The organism is Nocardia albiluteola, from assembly GCF_018860155.1.
Classification (GTDB): domain Bacteria; phylum Actinomycetota; class Actinomycetes; order Mycobacteriales; family Mycobacteriaceae; genus Nocardia; species Nocardia albiluteola.
In genome coordinates, this window is sequence record NZ_JAHKNI010000007.1 from 294,455 (window position 1) to 316,061 (window position 21,607).

The 21,607-nt window shown below is 65.2% G+C and carries 19 protein-coding genes and 4 pseudogenes; 7 read left to right on the forward strand and 16 right to left on the reverse strand.

The features are described from left to right. The first annotated feature begins 40 nt into the window (after positions 1 to 40). Positions 41 to 1,321, forward strand: a complete 1,281-nt coding sequence (locus tag KO481_RS22280) for a sensor domain-containing diguanylate cyclase (protein ID WP_215919667.1) — start codon at positions 41 to 43, stop codon at positions 1,319 to 1,321. Positions 1,322 to 1,408: 87 nt separating this feature from the next. On the opposite strand, the gene KO481_RS22285 is transcribed toward KO481_RS22280, so the two are convergent. Beyond that, the gene (locus KO481_RS22285) at positions 1,409 to 2,215 is read right to left on the reverse strand and encodes a helix-turn-helix domain-containing protein (protein WP_215919326.1); all 807 of its coding nucleotides are present in this window, start codon (positions 2,213 to 2,215) and stop codon (positions 1,409 to 1,411) included. 279 nt (positions 2,216 to 2,494) lie between these two features. Between KO481_RS22285 and KO481_RS22290 the strand changes: the two genes are divergently transcribed. Beyond that, positions 2,495 to 2,668: a hypothetical protein gene (locus tag KO481_RS22290; RefSeq protein ID WP_215919328.1), complete on the forward strand. Its 174-nt coding sequence runs from the start codon at positions 2,495 to 2,497 to the stop codon at positions 2,666 to 2,668. Between the two features lie 324 nt (positions 2,669 to 2,992). On the opposite strand, the pseudogene KO481_RS43205 reads toward KO481_RS22290, so the two are convergent. Continuing rightward, positions 2,993 to 3,301, reverse strand: a pseudogene (locus KO481_RS43205) (XdhC family protein); the annotation flags it as partial. Between the two features lie 424 nt (positions 3,302 to 3,725). On the opposite strand from KO481_RS43205, the pseudogene KO481_RS44840 reads away from it, so the two are divergent. Together KO481_RS44840 and KO481_RS22300 are read left to right on the forward strand one after the other, a co-directional pair. Continuing rightward, positions 3,726 to 3,947, forward strand: a pseudogene (locus KO481_RS44840) (cupin domain-containing protein); the annotation flags it as partial. Positions 3,948 to 3,991: 44 nt separating this feature from the next. Continuing rightward, a complete protein-coding gene (locus KO481_RS22300; protein ID WP_215919331.1) occupies positions 3,992 to 4,171 on the forward strand; it encodes a hypothetical protein in 180 nt (59 codons plus the stop codon). A 286-nt stretch (positions 4,172 to 4,457) separates the two neighbouring features. On the opposite strand, the gene KO481_RS22305 is transcribed toward KO481_RS22300, so the two are convergent. The 3 genes from KO481_RS22305 to KO481_RS22315 all read right to left on the reverse strand — a co-directional run bounded on the left by KO481_RS22305 (position 4,458) and on the right by KO481_RS22315 (position 6,355). Further along, a complete protein-coding gene (locus KO481_RS22305) occupies positions 4,458 to 4,871 on the reverse strand; it encodes a nuclear transport factor 2 family protein (protein WP_215919332.1) in 414 nt (137 codons plus the stop codon). A gap of 72 nt (positions 4,872 to 4,943) precedes the next feature. After that, on the reverse strand, positions 4,944 to 5,405 hold the full coding sequence (locus tag KO481_RS22310; RefSeq protein ID WP_215919333.1) for an SRPBCC family protein: 462 nt from the start codon (positions 5,403 to 5,405) through the stop codon (positions 4,944 to 4,946). A gap of 59 nt (positions 5,406 to 5,464) precedes the next feature. Then, positions 5,465 to 6,355, reverse strand: coding sequence for a helix-turn-helix domain-containing protein (locus tag KO481_RS22315; protein ID WP_215919334.1), 891 nt, complete (start codon positions 6,353 to 6,355; stop codon positions 5,465 to 5,467). 656 nt (positions 6,356 to 7,011) lie between these two features. Between KO481_RS22315 and KO481_RS22320 the strand changes: the two genes are divergently transcribed. Beyond that, a complete protein-coding gene (locus KO481_RS22320) occupies positions 7,012 to 8,715 on the forward strand; it encodes an alpha/beta fold hydrolase (protein ID WP_215919335.1) in 1,704 nt (567 codons plus the stop codon). A 32-nt stretch (positions 8,716 to 8,747) separates the two neighbouring features. On the opposite strand, the gene KO481_RS22325 is transcribed toward KO481_RS22320, so the two are convergent. From KO481_RS22325 to KO481_RS22350, 6 genes and pseudogenes are all read right to left on the reverse strand, one after another. Further along, positions 8,748 to 10,277: an alpha-keto acid decarboxylase family protein gene (locus tag KO481_RS22325; RefSeq protein WP_215919336.1), complete on the reverse strand. Its 1,530-nt coding sequence runs from the start codon at positions 10,275 to 10,277 to the stop codon at positions 8,748 to 8,750. Between the two features lie 261 nt (positions 10,278 to 10,538). Then, complete coding sequence (locus KO481_RS22330) at positions 10,539 to 10,913, reverse strand: nuclear transport factor 2 family protein (RefSeq protein ID WP_215919337.1); 375 nt, start codon at positions 10,911 to 10,913, stop codon at positions 10,539 to 10,541. 40 nt (positions 10,914 to 10,953) lie between these two features. After that, positions 10,954 to 11,667 (reverse strand): SDR family NAD(P)-dependent oxidoreductase, encoded by a 714-nt coding sequence (locus tag KO481_RS22335; protein WP_215919339.1) that lies wholly within the window; start codon positions 11,665 to 11,667, stop codon positions 10,954 to 10,956. 108 nt (positions 11,668 to 11,775) lie between these two features. Continuing rightward, a pseudogene (locus tag KO481_RS22340) lies at positions 11,776 to 12,057 on the reverse strand (muconolactone Delta-isomerase family protein); the annotation flags it as partial. Between the two features lie 136 nt (positions 12,058 to 12,193). Further along, entirely contained in the window at positions 12,194 to 13,609 is a 1,416-nt protein-coding gene (locus tag KO481_RS22345; RefSeq protein WP_215919341.1) for an MFS transporter, read from the reverse strand. A 418-nt stretch (positions 13,610 to 14,027) separates the two neighbouring features. Beyond that, positions 14,028 to 14,366, reverse strand: a pseudogene (locus KO481_RS22350) (IS1380 family transposase); the annotation flags it as partial. Positions 14,367 to 14,499: 133 nt separating this feature from the next. On the opposite strand from KO481_RS22350, the gene KO481_RS43995 reads away from it, so the two are divergent. Further along, the gene (locus tag KO481_RS43995) at positions 14,500 to 15,486 is read left to right on the forward strand and encodes a LysR family transcriptional regulator (RefSeq protein ID WP_215919343.1); all 987 of its coding nucleotides are present in this window, start codon (positions 14,500 to 14,502) and stop codon (positions 15,484 to 15,486) included. A 229-nt stretch (positions 15,487 to 15,715) separates the two neighbouring features. Next, complete coding sequence (locus KO481_RS22360) at positions 15,716 to 15,964, forward strand: hypothetical protein (protein ID WP_215919345.1); 249 nt, start codon at positions 15,716 to 15,718, stop codon at positions 15,962 to 15,964. A 364-nt stretch (positions 15,965 to 16,328) separates the two neighbouring features. Here the strand turns inward: KO481_RS22360 and KO481_RS22365 are convergent, their stop codons facing one another. The 5 genes from KO481_RS22365 to KO481_RS22385 all read right to left on the reverse strand — a co-directional run bounded on the left by KO481_RS22365 (position 16,329) and on the right by KO481_RS22385 (position 21,521). Next, positions 16,329 to 17,735 (reverse strand): MmgE/PrpD family protein, encoded by a 1,407-nt coding sequence (locus KO481_RS22365; protein ID WP_215919346.1) that lies wholly within the window; start codon positions 17,733 to 17,735, stop codon positions 16,329 to 16,331. A gap of 827 nt (positions 17,736 to 18,562) precedes the next feature. Next, positions 18,563 to 18,934, reverse strand: a complete 372-nt coding sequence (locus KO481_RS22370; RefSeq protein ID WP_215919347.1) for a DUF2255 family protein — start codon at positions 18,932 to 18,934, stop codon at positions 18,563 to 18,565. Positions 18,935 to 18,947: 13 nt separating this feature from the next. Beyond that, the gene (locus KO481_RS22375) at positions 18,948 to 19,979 is read right to left on the reverse strand and encodes a zinc-binding dehydrogenase (protein WP_215919348.1); all 1,032 of its coding nucleotides are present in this window, start codon (positions 19,977 to 19,979) and stop codon (positions 18,948 to 18,950) included. 64 nt (positions 19,980 to 20,043) lie between these two features. Continuing rightward, positions 20,044 to 20,364: a carboxymuconolactone decarboxylase family protein gene (locus KO481_RS22380; RefSeq protein ID WP_215919349.1), complete on the reverse strand. Its 321-nt coding sequence runs from the start codon at positions 20,362 to 20,364 to the stop codon at positions 20,044 to 20,046. 263 nt (positions 20,365 to 20,627) lie between these two features. Beyond that, a complete protein-coding gene (locus tag KO481_RS22385; protein ID WP_215919350.1) occupies positions 20,628 to 21,521 on the reverse strand; it encodes a helix-turn-helix transcriptional regulator in 894 nt (297 codons plus the stop codon). Between the last annotated feature and the right edge of the window lie 86 nt (positions 21,522 to 21,607).

The window sequence follows — 21,607 nt, forward strand, 5'->3', positions numbered from 1 at the left end:
GGAGAGGGTGGCGTGGAGCGGCTGAGGTTCCTGGGGTGTGATGGACGGCAGTGAGCGAGATGCCCTGGCGGCGGCGTGGCGGCAGGCACTGACGCGGATCGACGAGGGGCCCGAGGCGTCTGCACAGGCTGGTGACCTGTTGGCGGAGTTGGTGGAGGATCTCCTGGCTGGCCTGGTGGCCGAGGAATTCGACGCCGATAAGGGTTTTGGGGTTGGCGCGGCGGTGGCGGGTGCGGGGTGGACCGATCCTGAGGTACCGACCCTCTGTGCCCGCGTTCTGCAGCCGATGGTGGATCACTGTGATCGGCCCGATGCCGGGGCGCGGTTCGCGGTGTTGTGCGCTGCCCTCGGGCAAGGCCATCAGACCCGGCGTGCACAGGCCCGGCCCGATCGGGCGCGTGACCCCGAGCCCGGCCTGCTGGAGGTGAATGCGAGGTTTCGTGTCGTGTTCGACAATGCGGCGGTCGCGATCGCGATCGGTGATACCGATGGGGTGCTGGTCGAGGCCAATCGCGGGCTGGCCGAGATGATCGGGGTGCCGGTGGAGCAGTTGCGGGGGATCTCGGTATACGACTTCGCACACCCGGACGATCAGGAGGAGATCCGGGCTCTGGTGTACGAGAACCTGGTTCCGGCCGGCCAGGGCACGGTCAAACTGGAACGGCGCCTGTTACGGGCGGACCAGAGTGTGGGCTGGGTGGCGTTTTCCATCACTTACGTCCAGGGCATGGACGGGCAGGACGACTATCTGCTGGCCGTCGGGGAGGACGTCACCGAGCAGCACCGGCTGCGCGAGGAACTGGCCTGGCAGGCCCGCCATGATCCACTCACCGGTCTGCCCAACCGCCGCTACCTGGTCGAACGGATCGGCGAGGTGACCGCCGCCGCCGGTGCCGAGGACTACGTGGGCTTGTGTTTTGTGGATCTGGACCGGTTCAAACCGATCAACGACACCTACGGGCACGGCACCGGCGATCGGGTGCTGTGTCAGGTCGCGGCCCGTTTCCGCGACAGCATCACCGAGCCGGACTGCTTGATCGCGCGGATCGGGGGCGATGAATTCGTCGTGCTGATCCCGCCACCGGCGGGGAGTTACCTCGTGGACCAGGTGGCCGATCGGATATTGGCCTCGTTGACCGAGCCGATCACGGCGAATGGTCACCGGTTGCGTATCTCGGCCACCATCGGGGCGCTGGTCACTCCGATCGCGGGTTCGGACGCGGAGGAGTTGCTCGATGCTGCCGACACTGTCCTGTATACGGCGAAGGCCGACAGAAAAGGGCACTCGGTCCTGCGCAGGTCACATGCCTCGGCACGGTGACGCGGCAGGCAGCGGTATTGATCCCGTACGGGTACGAAACCCGTAGGCCGGACAGTGGTCTCGCGGTTCGAGCGTGACTGTTGCGTGTTACAGGGGTGAACCGGCTGCGGCTGCGGTGACGATGTCGCTGGTGCGGTTGGGGGCTATGGCCTTGAGGCACAGGCGATCCCAGGTCTGCCGGTAGGTGCTCAACTCGTCGTGCCGGTGCAGAAAGCAGGTGCCGGTGGCGTGGCGGGTGTGGACGATGTCAGTGAGGCTGGCGTCGGCGAATCGCAAGATGGTGAATCCGTTCGGGCTGATGATCGGCCCACCGGCGTGGTCGGGCATGATCTGCACAATAATGTTGGGGCGGTCCGCGATCTGCGCCAGATGTGCCAGCTGATCACGCCAGACCTGCCACCGGCCGAGCTGGCGGCGCAGCGCCACCTGCTCGATCACCACCCACAGTCGCGGCGGATCCGGGCGGGTCAGTATCCGCTGGCGCTGGTGAAGGAGATCGAGTCGGCGCTCGAGGTCCGCCTCCTCCGCGTCCGGGTGGGCCAGGGCCAGGACCTCCCGGGCATAGGCGGCGGTCTGCAACAGGTCGGGAATCATCGCGGGCGCATAGCAGCGCAGGTGCGTCGCGGAGTCCTCGAGAGTCAGGTAGGTATCGAGCCACCGTAGCTGCGGGCCGGTGGCGCTGGCCAGTCGCGCCAGACCGAGGTATTCCGCCCGCGCCGCGGGATGATCGACACCGTACACGGTCAACAGGCCCTCCACGTCCGTGATGCGCACCGCCGCCCGCCCGGCTTCGAGACCGCTGATCCTCGACGGTGACGCCGCGATCGCCCGGCCCGCGGCCTCGCTGGTGATCTCGGACGCCTCCCGTAGATGCCGCAACCGTGTCCCCAGCACACGGGGTAGCTCTGTGGGGGCATCGGATGAATAATCGTTTCCACCAACCGCATTCGCCGTCGTGGTCGTACTGTCTGTCGGCAACTCTCACATCTCCGGGTCGATCTCGAGCAACACGGCCCGGTGGGGGTACTCATGTCCGAGTTACACCGGCCACAGGGCGTGACCGGCGGATCTCTCGCAGTTCAGCGAGCGCATCCGCCGGGTACCCGCCATCGGCGGCTAACAAGCAGAATACGCGGCAATGTCCAACCCGCGCACCGCATTCCGAGGAGAATCATGACCGTCGAGCTCGCCATCACCCAGGTCTGGGACCTGCCTTCCCGCGAGGCTCTGCTCGTTACGGGCCCATTGACGTCCGGGAAAATCAACCAGGGCACGGTGCTGCGCAACGCGACGGCCGGCGCCGAGATCGCCGCGCGGGGGCTGGAACTGCAGGTCGTAGTCGGATAGGAAGTTGTCCTGATGCCGCAGGCTTTCGTTCTCGGCGTGGTGGCCGGTGAGCGCGGCCTGGATGGAGGCGGGGCCGGATATCGGCGATCGTGGCGCACACCAGCTCGGCGATGCGGTGCGCGAGGTCAGTATTCGTGGCTGGGGTGGTCACCGGGGGCCGCCTTTCGGTGGTCCTAACCGGAAAATGACATGGTGAGCAGGCAGGCGACAGCGCCCGGCGGAGCCGGGCTGGTAGGCGAGTGCGGTCAGCTGGGCGATATGGTTGCGGATGCGGCGGTCGGTGTTGAGGCGGCGGTCGTGGTAGTCAGGACCGAGGTCCTGGTAGCGGGCGGCAGGGTCAGACAATAGGTTCTCACCGCCGCAGGTCAGCCCGACAGCGAACGGATCGTCGGTGCTCAACCCGTAGCTCCGCAGTTGCGGCCGGCCGTCGCGCACCACCTCGTTGGCCAGCTCGTACACCGCAGCCTCGACGCATCCACCGGATGCCGACCCGGCAACGACGCCGTCGGGGGCGACCATCATCACCGCACCGACCGGTCGCGGCGACGATCCGGGGGTGCGGACCACCGTGGCGACACCGGCGGTGCCACCTGATCGCCAAATCGACGTCAGCTCCGCCAGTATGTCGCGCACTGCCGCCCGCGCCTTTCGGTCGTGGCCCAGGCGATCGGCCGTGGTAATCGCACCTTCATATGATGCAGCGCCTCGGCCCCGTGCGTGTCTCACAAGACCGTAACCCCGGCCTCCGGGTGTCCAAGGGCTCCGGGTGCCGCAAATGTTCCTCCAAGGTCGAGGCGCGCCGGCGAAGGCAGCCTTCGCCTGAGCACTCTCTAGCGGCGACTCATCCCCATCTGCTGAAAGAATGGCACCCCACGAAGAACGTCGATATCGACCCGGCCACAATCGGCGAAGGCAGTGGAAGCTCCCTAATCGGCTGCCCGCCAGTGTCATCGGTGTGGCTCGCTAATGGCTTGCGTCCCATCGGGTTACCGTGCGGGTGTGGTCCGAAGGAACGCCTTCCCGGGGCGTCGCCGGCTCCGGTGGGTAGGCTCGAATCGTGCCCGACACCCGCCGGAAACCCGCTCCGGTTACGCAATTCACGGAGAAGCGGGGACTGCTCGGACATGGGGACGGTATCGCGCCGCACCGTCACGTCCAGGGACAGCTGCTGTATCCCTCGGCGGGCGTACTCGCCACCACGACCGAGCGGGGCACGTGGATTGCCCCGGCTAACCGGGTGGCCTGGACCCCGCCGGGTTTCGAGCACGACCACCGCGCGTACGGGCAGACCGAGGTTCGAGTGGTGGAGCTCTCCGGCGCGCTGTGCGCTGGTGGAACTACCAGGCGTTCGCGACATGGTGGACGGACCTGGTGCACAACGCCGCCGACGCTTCCCGCCAAGGAGAGTTCCGGCACCGGGTCGCTCGGGCCGACCTGGAGCGGCAGTTCACACCCGGCTCGGCGAACCGGCTGCTCAGCGAGTTCATCGCCGGGCTGAACTGAGAAAGTACACCGCCGACCGCAGGCGCATGCTCCCGCCGATTGTTCCTATTGGATTGCACAGCAGTGTATTTCGACAGGCGAACCGGAACAGCGGATCCCGTCGTCCCGCGGTCGGAGAACTTCTCGGGATCGTGGTCCGCGGCGACCACTGGTTCGCATATCAGGCACGATCCCTGAGTAGGGCGCGACTGGCTGAATGTGCTCGGTTCGCCGACCGGAACCTACCGGAATTCGCGCCGGAAGGGCGGGCATGCATGGGAAGCTTCTCCGGTGAAATCGCCTGAAGTCAGGCGGGTCTCACGGTCTGCATAGTGCGCTCGGTCTCCCAGAAGGCACGCAAGGCCAGGATCTTGCCCGCCTCGTCCACCCGGTAGGTGAACACACCTTCTGCGTCGATCACCTGGCTGCCGTTGCGGCTGCGGACCTTGCCGGTGTAAGCGATTTCGTTCCCGCAAGCGAAGGAGTCCTCGAACAGGAACTCGATCGACTCGCTGGGCGCGATGGCCTTGTCCCAGAACGCCGAGATGGCGTCGCGGCCCCGATGGCCCTTACCTTCCGGATCGAAAACCGAAGGGCCGACCGGGTCTTCGACGACGGCGTCCACGGCGAACATATCCAGCCAGGCGTCCTTGTCACGCACCCCGACCGCGGCCAGCAATGCCTGGCTGGCGGTGCGCGCCGGATGGGTGGCGGTGGTCATGATCTTCTCCTTCTGTCGGGCGTCTCATGGATGGTGACCAGGTGGTCGAGCATGAAGCGGCGAATGATGCCATCAACCGCGGTGGGTCCGGCGAACGTCCGGAGTGGCGGCGTACTCCGCCAGTCCGTTCGTCATCGACTGCATGAAGCGACGAAGGTACCACTGGAAGAACCAGCGCATGCCCCGGCGCGCGCGGTATGTTCCGTGCCAGCGGATTTGGGTTCCGCCATCGGGAGTCTCCCGCAGTTCGATGGCGGCGCGGTAGTCGGCCATCTGTGGGTTTTCGACACCCTCGTATGCGAATCGGCGCAGCGAGTCGAGGGAGGTGATCCGCTCCTTGGTAACCACTTTGCCGGTGCGGAAGGCTCGGGTTGCTCCGACACCATCTCGTCCTTCGGGTGAGAGGTTTTGGGACAGAGCGGATTCCAGTGCATCGACCGGCGACCATTCAGGCCAGCTCTGTGCATCGAGCAGCAACCCCCACACCGCTGCCGGTGGTGCCGCCGATGCCGCGATGACGTCATACGATTGCATGACAAGACCCTATGGCCGGGTCGGCCAGCGTTCCCATGCTCGAGATTGCTGTGCTGCGGTCAACGATTGCGATAGGCCGAGGGGCGGGTTCCAGCGTGCCGCACGAAGGCGGTGGACAGCGCGCCCGGACTGCTGAAACCGCAGCGCGACGCGATCTGGGCGATCGGGAGATCGGTGTCGCGTAGCAGCCGCTTGGCCTTTTCGATTCGCAGCCGGGTGAGGAAGCGGTAGGGCGTCATCCCGGTGACGTCCTTGAAGACCCGGACGAGGTGGAAGACGCTCAAGTGCACCTCACCCGCGATATCGGCCAGGGTGACCGGATCGGCTATCCGATCATGCATTATCGCCACCGCCGCGTGGACGCGCTTGTCCTCCCGTATCGGGGCGCGGGGAGCCGCCGACCGGGTATGACGGCTGAGCAGATGCATGCTCAGGAAGGCCGCGGCGGACTCGGCGTAGAGGTCGTCTTCCGCGCCGGACGAACTAAGCGCTCGAATGATCTCCTCGACCAGCGGATCTCCCGCGGCCAAGGATGCGGCGACTGCCTCGAAGTCCACACCACGGCCACCCAACTGAGCCGCGGTCGAATCGATTGTGCCGCGCGGGATGTGGACCTGCAGACTGCGCATCGGCCCGCCGCAGCGATAACTCCGCCGGACCGGCTGATCCGGAAGTCGCAGGTCGAGTCGTCCCGGCGTCCACTTGAAGCGGGTGCATCGCCCGCCGCTTCGTGTCTCCAGCACCCCTTGTCCGGAGATCGGCAGCACCAGGTGCAGATCCGCAGCCGCGGGCAGCGCCATGTCCTCGGCGACAGGCACATGCTCGAACCGCTGCACGAGCAGCGACCCCCAGCCGGCGTCCTCCCAGCTGCAATACGTCCGCCGAACATAGCGATCCATGTCGAAACCGACATAGGGCTGCAGATCCAGACGTGCGGAGTCGAACACCATATTGCCGAGGCTACCCCCGCATGATCGCCGCACCAGCGGATGAAGCCCGCAAAGCTGCTCCAGCGCACAGTGTTTCGACTACCTTGCGCCGCGCTGAACACCGCTTCACGTTCGCATATGTGCGGTCGTCGAAAGAAACACTCGCTCCGAACGGGGCACGCTATCAGGTCGCAGCCACAGCGACACATCCGACGCAAGCGACAACCGAGTGACCACACCGGCCCCTCGGTGCACAACCTTGTCGGTCAACGCCCACAGCACATCCGCCCGCACAGTCAGGCACGGTCGGCATTGCCATTTAGAGACAGGCAGACTTGTATATAGCAAGACAACTGCCACCGCGTTGTCCATTCAAATGCATGTTCTGCCTGCAATTTCTGGGCAAATTACGAAAGTAGTCGTATAGTTTCTGATGTTGCCCGAAGATGCAGAGTCTCGAAGGTGTCATGACCACCGAGTTGGCGATTGCCACACAGTTGGGGCCCAACGGCAAGCAGATCACCCGCGTCGGGTTCGGCACATATGCGATCGGCGGGTGACAACCGTGACGAACAACAGTGACTTCTTTGACAACAACCGGCCCGACGATTCGTCTCGACTTATTCTAACGGGCGCCCATCAAGGCAAAATTCGGTTACGTCTGAGGGGAGAGCTACATGCGCACGACTGTCCATCCGGTGTCTGCCGGTGACCTCGAGGTGGTTGCCGACGCGGTGGCCAATGCACATGTGGTTGGCGGTGACTCGGGGCGAGTCCTGCTCGACCGTCTTGGTGAGCCCGCGCCCGGTGAGCCTGCGTTCTCGTCCGATTTCGCGACGACGACTTTTCGGACGGGCTCGGTGCGGGGCGAGTGGGTCGCCGCGCCCGGTACCGCAAGCTCCGGCGTGGTGCTGTACTTGCATGCCCGGCGGTTCCAGTACGACGAACCTGCCGGTGTCTTCGCCGGCCGGCTGTCGGCGGCGACCGTCCTGCCGGTGCTGCTGGTCGACTACCGGCTGGCCCCGAGGCACCCGTACCCCGCCGCCCTCGATGACGTGCTCGCCGCCTACCAAGCCCTGCTGGATCAGGGAATACCAGCGAAACACATTGTGCTCGTCGGCCATTCGGCCGGAGCCACCCTTGCGCTTTCGGCCCTGCTCGCCCTACACGAGTCCGGTCGACCCCTACCGGCGGGCGCTGCCGCGATCTCCCCGATCACCGACTTCACCCTCAGCGGCCACTCTCTGGTCACCAACCGCGGCAAGGACACGGTCACCGAGGCCGAGGTAAGGCAAGCCCGCGACGCCTACCTGGGCGACGCGAACCCGGCCGCAGCGCCCCAATCCCCGCTGGCCGGGGATTGCGCCGGGCTGCCACCGCTGCTGATTGTGTGCGGCGAGGTGGAGCTGCTGCGCGACGACGCAACCCGGTTCGCACAACGGGCGGCCGCAGCCGACGTCGAAGTGAGTTTGGACGTGTATGAAGGCATGCCACACGGATTCCCGCTGCTGCCAACCGAAGCCGCACGCGCCGTACTTGACCGGATAGCCGCCTTCACCGCCCAGCGGCTTACCGCCGCGCCCCCGGCTTCCGGCGACCGACCGCTGACAATCCGGCGCATCGGATGGGCGGCCTGCGAGATTGTCACCCAACGCGGTACCCGCGTGCTCGTCGACCCCTACCTGGCCGGCTCCGAAGGATTCCACACCGGACTTCCGCAAAGTCCAGTCCATGCGGCCGAGGTCGCCCGAGCCGACGTCATCGCCGTCACCCATGCCGGCTACGACCACCGAGGCCAGGCCCTGCAGATCGCCGAGGCCGGGCAGGCCACGATGGTCTGCGGAACCGCGCTGTTTCGGGCCGCGCTGGAGGCCGGCATTCCCATGCAGCGCCTCAGCCCGATGGTGTCCGGAGTGGAGTTCCACTTCCGCGACGTGACAATCAAGTCCCTGCCGGCCCGGCATGAGTCCACCATGACGCTCGATGGCCAGTTCCTCGCCGACCAGCCGCAGAGCTTTCTGCTCACCACCCGCGATGGGCAGCGGATCTTTTGCGGTGGGGACACGTCCCTGTCGGAGGATCTGCGGACCTGGGGGGAGCTGTACCGGCCGCAGATCGCGATCCTGGGCATTGGCGGCCTTTGGGTCGGTGCGGTGAAGGTCGTCGAACTACCGCCAGTCGACGCCGCCCTCGCCACACGCTGGCTCGGTGTGACCACGGTGATCCCGGTGCACTATCCGCCCAATGATCCCGCGCCCGCCCAGCTCGCTGCCGACCTCGCTGCCGCTGGCGCCGCAGTAGAGGTGGCTGTGCTCGACTTCAACGACACCTGGACCGCACCGCCACGAGCAGACATGGCGTCGGATCAGCAACTGAGCTGAGTTCCCACTGCTCGCTGAACAAGCAGTCGCGGTTACGCGTTGTACAGCGATGCCTGATTGTCACCCAGCTTTAGCGCCAAGCGTGAGGCGGCGTAGGTGTCGGTGACTACTTCGATGTAGGCGGCGGTCTCTACCTCGGTCGCCATCGCCATTGCCTGGTCGAGTTCGCCACAGGTGGTGGTTCGCGCGGTGTACCAGTCCTCAGCTCCAAGTGCATGTGGTAGGTCGGTGTAGTTCCAGTGCGCGATATCGTTGTAGGAGATGTCAGGATCCTTGCAGAGCAGCCGCTCGATGAGGTAGCCGTTGTTATTGAGCACGAAGATGATCGGCCTCAGACCACGTCGCGCGAATTGGCTGATCTCTTGCGCGGTGAGCTGGTGGGATCCTTCACCGGTGATCAGCAAGATCCGGCTCTTGGGCTGCGCCACTGCTGCACCGAAAGATGCCGGGGTGGCCCATCCGATCGAGCCCCATAGGGTCTGATTGTGAAACTCAGCACCGCGTGGCAGGTGGGCGAAGCCCAGACCCATGGAGACCGTTCCGGTTTCGGCGATGATGATATCGCCAGGCTGGAAGAATCGCTCCCAGCGAGGATAAAGTGCTTCGGCGCTGATCGGATCGTTGCCCGCCCCGACGGGTTCACCTGGCGATTCTCTCCGAAGCGGTTGGTGGCGTGAGCGTTTGGCGACGCGGCTAGTCAATTCGATCAGCACGTCGCGCATTTCGACGTCCGTGTATACATCGTTGCCGACCTTGCAATGGTGGTGGCCGATGGTCGTCGTACGGGTGGGCTCCAGGCGCGCAGTGAAGGCGCCCGAGTTGAAATCGGTCATCATCGTGCCGATGCATACGACGTGATCGCAGGATTCGACGAAAGCTCGAACGTCTTCGTCCATCAATCTGCCGTCATACATCCCGATGTAGCCGGGCTGCTGTTCGTCAAGGATCGATTTGTCTGCGAACATAGTTGCGAACGGCAGCCCCGAGGCGTCGACGAAGCGCTGCACGTCGTCGCGAAGTCGCAGCCGAGCAGCCAGTAGGCCTGGCAGGACACAGGCGGTGGCGGCGTTGTCAACTGACCGGTGGATAGCGTCCACCGCGCGCGCCAGGCTGTCAGGGTTGCTGAAAGGTGGCTCGTGCGGCTGGGCGCGGCCGGCCACCGGCCTGTTGGCTAAGTCGGATGGGAAGGCCATGTACACCGGGCGGCGGTGGTATAAGGCGGCCGCGATGAGGCGTTCGGTCTCGAACGCGACCGTCTGGGGTGTCATGATCGCGCTCCCGCACACGACCCACTCGGCCATGTTCTTGAAGCGATCGAACTCGCCGTTGCCCAACGTGTGATGCACCAACGCGTGTGTGGCCTGGACGGGCATGGTTGGCATGCCGGTTAGATGGAATAGCGGCAGGTTTTCGGCGTATGAACCGGCGATCGCGTTGATGGCACTGAGTTCACCCACGCCGTAGGTGGTGCTGAATGCGAAATCGCCCGGGACACCGAAGATTGCGCCAACTCCGATTTCGTCCAACCGCCGAAGTACGTACTGGATGACGGTCTCGGTCATGGCGCTCCTCGGCTCGTTTTATGGGAATGGCCCGCCGAGGTCGGCGGAATCTTGGTTCTTTGGGAATCCAGACCTGTGGCGTGATGTTATGTCGCAGGCACTCCGGCGCAGTTTTGCGTGCGCCCACGACCGCCATATCAGAAATCCCTATTGTGCGACCCACCGCAGTCGATAAAGATCGGCCACAGTGTGCCGGTTTGTCATAGAGGTTTCCTTCTATTGTCTTGCCTTGCAGTGTGTTCGGGCAAAGGCGGCTCCTGGTCAGTCGAGTTTGGACACCTGGTAGTGGCAGATCTGGCTACCGTTCGGCGAATGGGTCACCAGCACGGACAGGTACACCGAGAGGGTCGGTCGGTCGGTGAACGAGAAATCGACGCCCAGGTAGCCGAGGACGAGGTCGTCGGCGAGCCGGCGGGTCTCCAGAATCCGGTACACGGCTGTCATTCTGAGCGGCTGCGAATCGTAGTAATCAGCGATTCCCTGCCGTCCGACCGTGTACGGGTGCAGTCCTTGAAAAATCGCATCCTCGGTGAAATTGTCGGCGACGCGGTGGGGTTCGTGTGCATCGACCGCGGACTTCCAGCGGTCCAGCACATCGCGCAGGATCTTGTCGTCGGCTGCCTTGCTGTTGGTCATGTCGTGCTCCGTGTTGTGCATCGAAACGTCCATAGCGAGTTCAGTGGCCCGCGCTCTGGCCGCCGTCGACGTGCAGGATCTCCCCGGTGACGAACCGGGCCTGCTCGAGATAGATGATCGCTTCGACGACGTCGTCGATCTCACCCATCCGCCCGACCGGGTGCAGTGCGGCCAGGGTTTCGTGTGTTTCGGGCGAGTGCATGGGGGTGCGGATGATGCCCAGCGCCACGGCATTGACCCGGATACCACGGGCCGCATACTCGATTGCCAGCGATTTGGTCACCGCGGTCAGCCCGCCTTTGGTCAGCGAGGCCAGCGCCGAGGGCACCTGCGAGTTGGCGTGATCGACCAGGGAGGTGGAGAGGTTCACGACGTGCCCACCGCTGCCTGTGGCGAGCATCGCGGCGACGGCGCCGCGCGAGATGTCGAAGAAGCCGCGCAGGTTGATTCCGGTAACGGCGTCATAGTCGGCGTCGGTGTAGTCGGTGAACGGCTTGCTGATGAAGATCCCGGCGTTGTTCACCAGTGTGTCGATCCGGCCGAACCGCTCCAGCGCACGATCGACGACCTGCGCGCCAGTACCCGGGCGGGATAGATCGCCGGGCACGGCAAGTACCTCGGGATCATTGGACGGGCCGATGGAGCGGGCGGTCGCGACAACGGCATAGCCGAGCTTGCGATAGGCGGGGACCAGTGCCGCCCCGATGCCCTGGGACGCGCCGGTGACGATTGCGACTTTTTGTGTTGAATTCATGGCAGATTGCTCATTTCTGGAATCGGATGATCAGAGTTGGTCGGCGGCGGTGACGGTTTCGGCGAGTTGCCCCGGAGACAAGGGAGGGCATCAGGCGCGGGTCTTGGCCGGATCGTTCGGGTGCGGCGACAGGGGCGTGACCTCGTCGGTGCGCCAGACGCGCAGCGGCATCGAGGCGAGCGTCATCTCCAACTGCTCCGCATCCTCGGCGGCGAAGAGCCCGAGCGTTTGCCATTGGCCCGGCTGGAGCGGAGGGCGCCACAGCCGTAGCAGCTGGCCCTCGTCGGCAAGTTCGCGAGAACGGGCGGCCTCGCGAGCGCGAACGCGTTCGACTTCTTCATTCGGCGTGCCATCCGGCACGTGGGTGGTCATGGTCACCAGAAACTCCATCGCCAGCACCTCCTTGATCGGCAAGTTCGTTGAGCCGGCCAGCGGGATCGGTTGCTGAGACCCATGCTCCCGCCTGTCCTTCGGATCGCACAAGGGCAACAGCCTGGCAATCACCTGGTTCCCGGCTCCGGGACGGTCATGACTCCTGGTACTCATGGCGTGCAGGTGCGCGGCCGGACTGTCCTGCCCGACGGACGTCAGCGGTCGCGGGCAAAGCCAGCAGGGCGGTCACGCCGAACGCGATCGCGACCACCACGAACGGCCGGTGGATCGCGCTTCCTCCAGTGGACAGCAGCGATCCGAGCAGCGCGATGCCGAGCGCGCTGCCGGTCTGTCGAGCGGCGTTCAACACGCCACTGGCCATCCCGGCCTGACTCGCAGGCAGCGCCTGCATCGCCACCGAGGTCATCGAGGGCATGGCGAGCGAAATGAACCCGAACACCACCGATCCGGCGAAGAACCACGCCAGCGATGTGTTGTCACCGAGGAAGGCCAGCAGCACCGCTCCCACGACGCCGGCGCTCGCGCCGAGCAGCATCGGGATCCGGGCGCCGACCTTTGCGGTGAGTTTGCCGCCGCAGAAAGCGTTGAGCCCGACGATCGCGGTCATCGGCACCAGCAGCAGGCCCGCCGCCAGCGCGGACTGATGTCGGCTCTGCTGCGGGTACAGCGGGATGCACAGCAGCGAACCGTAGAGGCAGAAGTTGAACAGCAAGCCGATCCCATTGGCGATGCTGAACCGATGGCTACTGAACACCCGCAGTGGCAGCATCGGCGCCTCCGTCCGGTGTTCGGCGAGCACGAATACAGCTCCGGCGACCAGCCCGGTCACGAGCAGTGTCACCACCATCGGATGGGACCAGCCGAGCTGGCCGACCTCGATCAGACCGGCGGCGAGCGTGCCCAGCGCGACGATGCTGAGTAACTGGCCGGTCCAGTCGAAGCTGGCGCCGGGCTGCCGTGGTGTTTCGGAGACAGTGCGCACGGTCAGCACGATCGTGGCCAGCCCCACTGGAACGTTGACCAAGAAGATCGCCCGCCAGCCGATCGTAGCGACAGCGAGGCCACCGAGCACCGGGCCGACGGTGAGCCCGATACCGCTCATCCCACCCCAGATGCCTAGGGCCTGCGCACGTCGCGATGGGTCGGGGAACTCGTGCACGATCAGGGTCAGCGAGGGCGGCAGCAGCCCGGCCGCGCCCACACCCTGCAGCAACCTGGCGGCGATGAGCACCGTCATGTTCGTGGATAACGCACACATCGCCGACGACACCACGAACACGACGAGGCCGATCAGGAAGACCTGCCTGGCGCCACGACGGTCGGCGACGGTCCCGGCCGTGAGCAGCACCGCGGCCAGAGCCACGGTATAGGCGTCGGCGACCCACTGCAACGCACCGCGGCTGACTCCGATGGTGTCCTGGATCGCTGGCAGCGCGACGTTCACGATCGTCGCGTCGAGGGTGATCATAAGGAAGCCGATGCAGATCGCGGTCAACGCGAGGCGGTGCCGGGCAGCCTGGGGTCCTGTGTGGGTCTCGGTTGTCGTCACTCAACCAGGCAAACGCACCGCGCGTAGGGAGGCCACGACCGATTTTCTACCTCTGTTCGGCGTCGCCTCTCACCCAGAGCGCGCTGTGGCCCGGATTGCGCTTCGCTGGCAGCCGCTCACAATCCCCTCCGCGCGTGTTGACAACGGAATAGTCGGTCACACCGCGACCGCGTCACCCGCAATCGGACACCAAGCCTCGATCCACCGACCTGGGTTTCGGGTTGGTCTGCGGGCCGAAGGCGCGCAGACCACGGTTTCGGGCGCGAAGTAACCGCTGGTCTGCCCAGCATTTCCACGTGGATTCGGTTCGGGCCGCCTGGGGCCGGGATGGTCAGTTGGCGGCGGGTTGTGGCGGTGTGTAGCCGATCGTGTTGTGCCACAACATGAGCCATGTATCGGACCAGGGCCAGGCCGGCTCGTCCAGCTGTTTGGTGTGGCCGAAGGTGAATTCCCGCAACAAGGCTCCCACCGTCGAGGGCGCGTACACGCCGTCGAACAGCGTCTTGCACCCGCCGCTGCGCAGCAGGTCGACGTCATTGATGTTGTCCGCGCCCGCGCACATTCCCGCGATCAGGGTGGCCAGTTTCGGTGCCCCGGACTTGATCCGTGGTGCGCCGATGGCGATTTTCTCGGTCAACAACCTGGTCAGGCCGGTTTGCTCGGCCAGGGTCATCACCGGAACCAATCCTGCTATCGACACGAGGTCATCGTCATCGAACCTCGCCGAGGACTCGGCGAACCTGTGGAACAATCGCACTGAAAGTATCTTTCGGATCTGGCTCTGATTGTTGTGTGGTAACTCCAATCATCCCAGGTCAGAAGGCACTTTCTTCATATCGACACACCCGAATCCACCGATTTCATCGGTGGATCGAGGCTAAGATCGATAGATGGAACTGCGGCAGCTGCGCTATTTTGTCGCTGTAGCCGAGGAACTCCACTTCGGCCGCGCCGCTGAGCGGGTCTATATCTCGGGCCCTGCGCTGTCCCAGCAGATCATTGCCCTGGAACGAGATCTCGGGGCGCAATTGTTCCGCCGCGACCGGCGCAGTGTACAACTGACCGAAGCCGGGCGATCACTGCTCGAAGACGCACGTCAGATCCTCGCCCTCGTGGACGGAGCGCGGCAACGAGTCCGCCAGCGGGCGGCCGAAGCGATACCGCTACGGCTGGGCTACGTCAGTTGGTTGCCTGACAACGTTATCGCCTGTGTCGGCCCGACGGTGGCTCTGCGAATCGACGACTGGGTGCTGCCGTCTCACGTGCAGGCGGACCGGACCGCTGGAGGTAGCCTCGACCTCGCGCTGGCCTGGATCAGCGCGCACAGTGCCCATATGCACGGTCTCAGCGCGCATCTCCTTCGCGCAGAACCCCTCCAGGCGGTCTGCCCCGGAGTGAGTTCCACCGAGCCGGTGTCCGCGGCCGATATCACCGTGCTGATCGACAGCGACGACTGGGCCTGGTCATCATGGCACCAGTTCGCCACCGAATTCGCCATCCAGGTCGGCGCGAGCATCGCGAAGATCGATGACGGTGGCGTAACGGGGGACGCGTTCTACGCTCACGTCCGCGATATCAACGCACCTGTCCTCGCCTCACCCAAACACCACACCGCCGTCACACCACCCACCCTGGGACACCGTCCCGTTGCCGGCCCGATTCCGCTGTGGACGTGGTCACTATTGCACCGCGCCAACGACGACCGCGCGAGCGTTCGGCACGCCGTTGAGGCGCTGGTCACACTCGCCCGCGACAACCGCTGGACGGTCCCTCCGCCCGGCTCATGTTGGACACCAGCCGACGATCCGCACCGCGACGCGCTCGTCAGCGGCGATAGTCCACCGGTTGCAGTGGAAAGTCCGGCCGATCAGAGGTAGGAGCGCCGTCCTGGACTCTGCGTCACGAGCGGATTTAAATCGTGTTGGGGATCTCGGAAGGACACCGCATGACACGCGCCGTTGTCGGGGATCCAGCGCAGACTGTGGCACTGCCCCCACGGTTACCTGCACAATCCAATACCGATTCAGGCAGCCCCCAGCATCCCGTGTCGGCCCTCAGCGGTGGCCGAAGGAACGAACGGTCGATGCTGAAAACGGGGTATTGGACATGGAAAATGTGCGTATAACCGAAGTCGACGACGTGCGGGTGACTTGGCGCTTGATCCGCCACCACATCATCACAATCATTGCCGTCGACTATGCACGGGATGCCACGGTGGTCTCCTTCGGTCCGGACTACTTCCCCGACCTGGCACAGGTTCGCGAACTGTTTCCAGAACTGGCGAAGCTTTGGGACGCGGTCCGACACGAATTCTGGACCACCTTCATTCCGCCACATCCCCAGCCGCAATCGTGAAGTCGCAAGCAGTCGGCACGACTGTATGCAGGCCCGCAAGCCCTCCGCTTCCACGCCTCGAAATGACCCTCTGACCGTACGGTCACTTGCCTCAAAATCAACGAGATCGACCGCCCTCCCGATGTCTCACGAAGCTGAGTCACCCCAGCTCACTGCTCAACGCTGCCTCATAATCAATGAGAACACGACAATTCGTGGCCGAACGGCTTCGCCACCGCGATGCGCGACCGCTTCAACAGGCCGGCCCGGCACAAGTTCTCGATGTTCGGCGCGAACAGCGACGGCGCATTGGGCGGTATCGGGGTGTGGCCGACGCGCAAGACTGACGACTTGTGCCGCAGAGTTCGTCGATGAATCTCGCCCGCTATAACCGTTGTCGCCTGCGGGGGCGTCGCGTCGCAGGACTCACTGCCCCGAGCAGGCTGGTGAGTTCGGCGATCGGAACGTCCTGCAGGTGCTCGACTGCAGTGATTATGTCCACCCGTAGGCCGTCATCGGCGAATGGCTCACCGAGCCAATGGAACTTGTCGACGACACGTTCCCACGACATCGGCCGCGTCGGGGATCCTTCGAAGTCGGATTGCTCACGGTCCAACCCGCGCCCGTCGCGCAAAGCGACGTGTACGCGGGCCGAAGTCCGTTCTGGGTAGGCCGCGGTCAAGTCTGCGGCCGACCGCACGTCGACGCGGGTCAGCAGATCTTGGACATCGCCGCGGCGGACTCGCTCAGTCGCGAGCTGTTCAGGCCCGACCTGCCCGTCGAGAAGCGCCACCGCGCTGAGGTATTTCAGGTTGTAGTCGGCCTGTTCCTTGGTCCAGGGGTGGTCTTTGTCGCCATAACTGCCGCCGCCCGCGAAGTCGTATGCGCCTTGAAAGACCTCGAGCGTCACATGGGCTACATCGTCACCGCTGAGATTGTACTGGTCACGGATTGCCAGTATCGCGTCGATGATGGCCTGGCCGTGGATCAGCGAGCAGTACTGTTTGAGATAGGTCTGTTCGACAGCGGTCAGTGAATGGTCGACAGTGCGGAAGTCGATAGGCTGGTCAAGCAGTTGGACCAGGCCGAGGGGGCCATCGATCAGTGCTTTCGGGCCGGTGACCCCACGCGCAGCCAACAGCGTTGTATAAACGGCGCGCATCCCGGTAATGGCCGGCGAGATGCCCTTCCAGTTCGACACCGGTTCGGTATGCACCGCCGCCAGGGACACGTTGTCAGTAGTAGACGCGCTGATGGCCGCCGCTGTGCCGTCCGCGTCGAGTCCGAGCAGTTTCGATGCTCCGGCCGCAACAGACATCGCCAGCTGAAGCGCATGGTTGAGCCCGCGCGCCATGAGCGGAACCTGCGCGCTGAACCGGCATTGCACCTCATAGGCGAGTGCCAACGCCAGCAAGAAGTCCGCGCCGGTGGCCTCGACGTGTTCGGCCATCGCCAGGACGGCGCCGAAATTGTCGGCGGGATGGCACAGCCCGCCGGGAGTCAAATACGTGTCGAGTAGATCGGGATAGCGCACCAGCACGGCGTTGAAAAACGCTGCTTGATCAACCGAGGTGCGCCCTCCACCGACAAACGTGGCCGTGGGCTGGCTGCTGAATTGTTCGGCCTGCGCCCGCATCGCGGGAATTAGCTCGCCGTCGAGGGCTCCCAGTGCGCACGCGATGCTGTCGAGCACATTGCGCTTGAGCATCTGCAGCGACACTGCGGGAATGTTGGAGACGCTGGCGTCGACAACGAACTGACCAAGCTCGTCTACCGCGTGGGTTGCCGTCATCTGAAAGGCCTTTCGTCGGAGTGCGAGCCACCGCGGGTAGATTGCGCTTGTCAAGACGGCACAGCCCTCGAGTTCTTGCCCTGCGGGTTGGCTGGTGCTTATGTCGACGATTTCGATGATCTTGACAAATTGCCGTAGCGATATGCGGCAACTCGCGGTTATCGATATGTGAATCGATTCATCCACACGGCCGTTATAACAGCTATAGCGTGGTCCATAAAGGACACATTAAGCAACACTGGCAAAGTGTACTCGTACCGCACAATTCCAACAAGCAGAGGAGACGTTCGGATTGCCAAGACCTATTCGTGGTGACCGGAGCGAGCGATTGGACGCTCGAGGACGGCACCAGGCACCCGACGGTTATGGGGCTGAAAAGTTTGCGGCCCCGTACGGCGAACCCACAGAAGCTGGCGATGAGGTCGTGGTGTCCACTCCCGGCGCCGTAGTGCCCCACGTGGATGTGATGAGCCCGCGGCCCTCGATGGCTGGCAGTGAGCAGATCGTTCACTCAGAACCGCTGCCGCCTGAAAAACTGTAAGCCCCTGTCCATCATTCGGGGTGAACCTCACGGTTGGCGGCGGCTGCGTAAGCGACTCCGGGGTTTACTCAGTCCTAGCGGACCAGCAACGCCACGCGTAATCTCCGTCCGCTGCGATCGGGCGCAGGGTGCGAACCGCACGACGGCCAGGCGGGCCTGTTCCTGGGTCGGGCCGGCGTAGATGCCGTCGACCCACACGTCGCCGGTGAAGGTCTGCGCTGGTCCCTTGGTGGTGGGTGGGCGGGTGATTACTTCCATGTCCCTCCTCGGGATGTGTGGGCCGGGATCATCGGGGAACGAGCTCGAGGGTTGCGGCGAAGGCGAGCGGGGTCAGCGAGCGCTCGATGATGTCCGGATAGGCGGCGTACTTGGTGCGGTAGGCGGCCGCCACGGCGTCGAGCCGGCCGGGGTCGGCGTCTTCGAAGCGGACGTCCCTGCTGATGCCGCCGGCGTTGATGCGGCCCTGGGAGCGGGTTTGCGTGCCGCGAAACCAGGCGCCTTCCCGGCCCCGGACCGAGCAGATGTAGATGCCCGCACTCTCGCGCACGACCCACATGGTCACCGGGTCGCGGAGGGTGCCGTCGCGTCTTTCGGATTGCAGTCGTAGTTCCTGCGCGCTACCGATGCGGTCGAGTTCGGCCTCGGTCCATGCAGCCATGACGGTGCCTCCTTCAGGGGCGGACGAGGACCTTGAGTGCTTCGCGGTCGTTCATGAGCCGGTAGCCCTCGGCGACATCGTCGAGATCGACGGTGCGGTCGAAGACGCGGCCCGGGTGGATGTCGCCGTTGAGAATGTGAGGCATGAGCTCGGGGATGTAGGCGCGGGAGGGTGCGACGCCGCCGGTGAGGGTGAGGTTGCGCATGAACTCACCGAACCCGAAGGGGATCGCGGGGTATTGCGGCGCGCCCACGCGGCTGATGACGCCGCCGTCGCGGACCACCCCGGCCGCCTGGACGAGGGCGGCCTCGAGGCCGACGCATTCGAGGACCCGATCGGCGCCGCCGCCGGTCAGCTCGCGCACGGCGGCGACGCCGTCCTCGCCACGGTCGGCGACGACGTCGGTGGCGCCGAACTCGCGGCCCAGGTCGGTCCGCGCGGTGTGCCGCCCCATCAGGACGATCCTTTCCGCGCCGCGCAGCTTGGCGGCGATGACCGCAGACAGGCCGACCGCGCCGTCGCCGATCACGGTCACGGTGTCACCGGGTGCGACGCCCGCGGTGTGGGCGGCGTGATAGCCGGTGCACAGCACGTCGGACAGGGTCAGCAGGTCCGGCAGCAGCTCGGAGTCCTCGGCGACGGGGAGGGTGATCAGGGTGCCGTCGGCGTAGGGGATGCGCGCGGCCTGGCCCTGGCCGCCGTCGATGCCGCCCACGCCCCACGGTCCACCGTGGACGCAGGAGGTTTGCAGCCCCCGGCGGCAGTACTCGCAGGTGTTGTCGGAGTAGGTGAACGGGACGACGACCAGGTCACCCGGCTTGACGGTGGTCACCTCCGAGCCGATGTCCTCGACGACGCCGAGGAATTCGTGGCCCATGTGGCGCGGGTTGTCGGTGCGCGGGGCGGACTTGTACGGCCACAGATCGCTGCCGCACACGCAGGCGAGCACGGTGCGGATCACTGCGTCGGTGGGGTTCTGGATCTTGGGGTCGTCAACGTCTTCGACGCGAACGTCGCCGGCCTGGTACAGCAGAGTTGCGCGCATAGCGGGCGCCTTTCTTTGGATGGTGTGCCGGGTATCGCCGCCCGATGTTGTGGCGGCCGCCGGGTCACTCTTCGGTGATCTTTTTCAGTTCGGTGATCGCGGACATCGCATTGGGCCATCCGGCGTAGAACGCCAGGTGGGTGATCGCGGCGACGAGTTCGTCCTTGCTCAGCCCGTTCTCCAACGCCAGACGCAGGTGCGAGCGGAGCTGCTCGGTGCGGTACAGCGAGGTCAAGGCGGCGACCGTGACGAGGCTGCGGTCCCGGCGCGAGAGTCCCGGGCCGGCCCACACCTGCCCGAACAGCACGTCGTCGGTCAGCCTCACCAGCTCCGGTGCGGTGTCGCCGAGCAATTGCTGAGCGCGTGTCTTGGCTTGGTCTGTCATGTGTCCCTGCTTTCGTCTCTGCACGTGCGATGTGTGCGCCGTCCGCGATGCATCGCGGAAGGGGGTAGAGCAAGCGGGGAACGTTCCTGTGCTAATTCAAACTATGACCCATCCCTACGACCACGCACCACGCCGCATTGTTCGGGGGAGCCGCCAACGGGGGTGTGACACAGCCCCCCAGCGCAGTGTGGCGACGAAGGATCCGGTATACATCCAGCTGCGGTGCGGGCCGCCGGGCTATCGCCGATGTAGCTGTAGACGAATCAACTCCGTTGTCCAGCAGCCGGTTTCGCGGCGTGGCGAGGTGCGGTCATGTCCAGCAGGACCATAGCGTCGTAGTCGGGAGTGCCGGGTTCGGCGATGTATATGCCCAGTCGTTGGCCGGGGGTGGCCTCGAGCTGCATGCCCTGGAAGCTGAGAGTGATGGTTCCGACGTGGGGGTGGTGGAAGGTCTTCTTCTGTGTGGCGCGGCCGGTGACGTCGTAGCGTTCCCAAAGCTTGGCGAAGTCCGGGCTCTTCAGCAGCAGTTCGCCGACCAGGGCGGCGAGATCAGGCGCGTCGGGGTCGGTGCCAGCCAAGGCGCGTAGGCGGGCGACGCAGCCGCGGATCTGGTAGTCCCAGTCGGCGTAGATCTCGCGGGCCGCCGGGTGCAGGAACAGGAAGCGGGCGAGGTTGCGCTGTGTGGCGGGCCAGTCGTCGATGCCCGCGTAGAGCGCGCGGGCGCCGGGGTTGTACGCGAGCAGGTCGAGGGTGCGGCTGGTGATGTAGGCGGGGTTCGGGCGCAGGCTTTCCAGCAGTATCTTCAGTTGCGGGCGCACCGTGCGGCTGGGGACGGCTGGGGGTTCGGGGGCGTAGCGCGCGGCGCGGGCGGCGAGGTCACGCAGGTGGTTGTGCTCGTCGTGGTCGAGTTTCAGGGCGCGGGCCAGTGCCTCGACGACGGCTGGGCTAGGCCGGGTCTCTTTCCCGCGTTCGAGCCGGGTGTAGTAGTCGATGCTGATGCCGGCGAGCGTGGCGACCTCCTCGCGACGCAGCCCCGGGGTGCGGCGGACCCCGGTGCTGGGCCCGAGACCGGCCTCGGCGGGGGAGACCTGCGTCCGTCGGGCGGTCAGGAAACGGCCGAGTTCGGTACCGCCACCAGGGGTTCGCTCAGCTGCCATGAACTCAGTGTGCCCCCGATGCGACTCATGCGCCCGTGTCCAGGGGGGTCGTGTCACACCCCCGCTGACCGCTCCCCGGTAAAACT

Bases quoted from the DNA above. Each gene is read 5' to 3' on its own strand.
- KO481_RS22310 (WP_215919333.1), bottom strand. From the start codon at position 5,405: ATGCAATCGTATGACGTCATCGCGGCATCGGCGGCACCACCGGCAGCG.
- KO481_RS22320 (WP_215919335.1), top strand. From the start codon at position 7,012: ATGCGCACGACTGTCCATCCGGTGTCTGCCGGTGACCTCGAGGTGGTT.
- KO481_RS22380 (WP_215919349.1), bottom strand. From the start codon at position 20,364: ATGACAGACCAAGCCAAGACACGCGCTCAGCAATTGCTCGGCGACACC.
- KO481_RS22335 (WP_215919339.1), bottom strand. From the start codon at position 11,667: ATGAATTCAACACAAAAAGTCGCAATCGTCACCGGCGCGTCCCAGGGC.
- KO481_RS22360 (WP_215919345.1), top strand. From the start codon at position 15,716: ATGGAAAATGTGCGTATAACCGAAGTCGACGACGTGCGGGTGACTTGG.
- KO481_RS22330 (WP_215919337.1), bottom strand. From the start codon at position 10,913: ATGACCAACAGCAAGGCAGCCGACGACAAGATCCTGCGCGATGTGCTG.
- KO481_RS22290 (WP_215919328.1), top strand. From the start codon at position 2,495: ATGACCGTCGAGCTCGCCATCACCCAGGTCTGGGACCTGCCTTCCCGC.
- KO481_RS22375 (WP_215919348.1), bottom strand. From the start codon at position 19,979: ATGCGCGCAACTCTGCTGTACCAGGCCGGCGACGTTCGCGTCGAAGAC.
- KO481_RS22365 (WP_215919346.1), bottom strand. From the start codon at position 17,735: ATGACGGCAACCCACGCGGTAGACGAGCTTGGTCAGTTCGTTGTCGAC.
- KO481_RS22280 (WP_215919667.1), top strand. From the start codon at position 41: ATGGACGGCAGTGAGCGAGATGCCCTGGCGGCGGCGTGGCGGCAGGCA.
- KO481_RS22370 (WP_215919347.1), bottom strand. From the start codon at position 18,934: ATGGCTGCATGGACCGAGGCCGAACTCGACCGCATCGGTAGCGCGCAG.
- KO481_RS22325 (WP_215919336.1), bottom strand. From the start codon at position 10,277: ATGACCGAGACCGTCATCCAGTACGTACTTCGGCGGTTGGACGAAATC.
- KO481_RS22315 (WP_215919334.1), bottom strand. From the start codon at position 6,355: ATGGTGTTCGACTCCGCACGTCTGGATCTGCAGCCCTATGTCGGTTTC.
- KO481_RS22385 (WP_215919350.1), bottom strand. From the start codon at position 21,521: ATGGCAGCTGAGCGAACCCCTGGTGGCGGTACCGAACTCGGCCGTTTC.
- KO481_RS22305 (WP_215919332.1), bottom strand. From the start codon at position 4,871: ATGACCACCGCCACCCATCCGGCGCGCACCGCCAGCCAGGCATTGCTG.
- KO481_RS43995 (WP_215919343.1), top strand. From the start codon at position 14,500: ATGGAACTGCGGCAGCTGCGCTATTTTGTCGCTGTAGCCGAGGAACTC.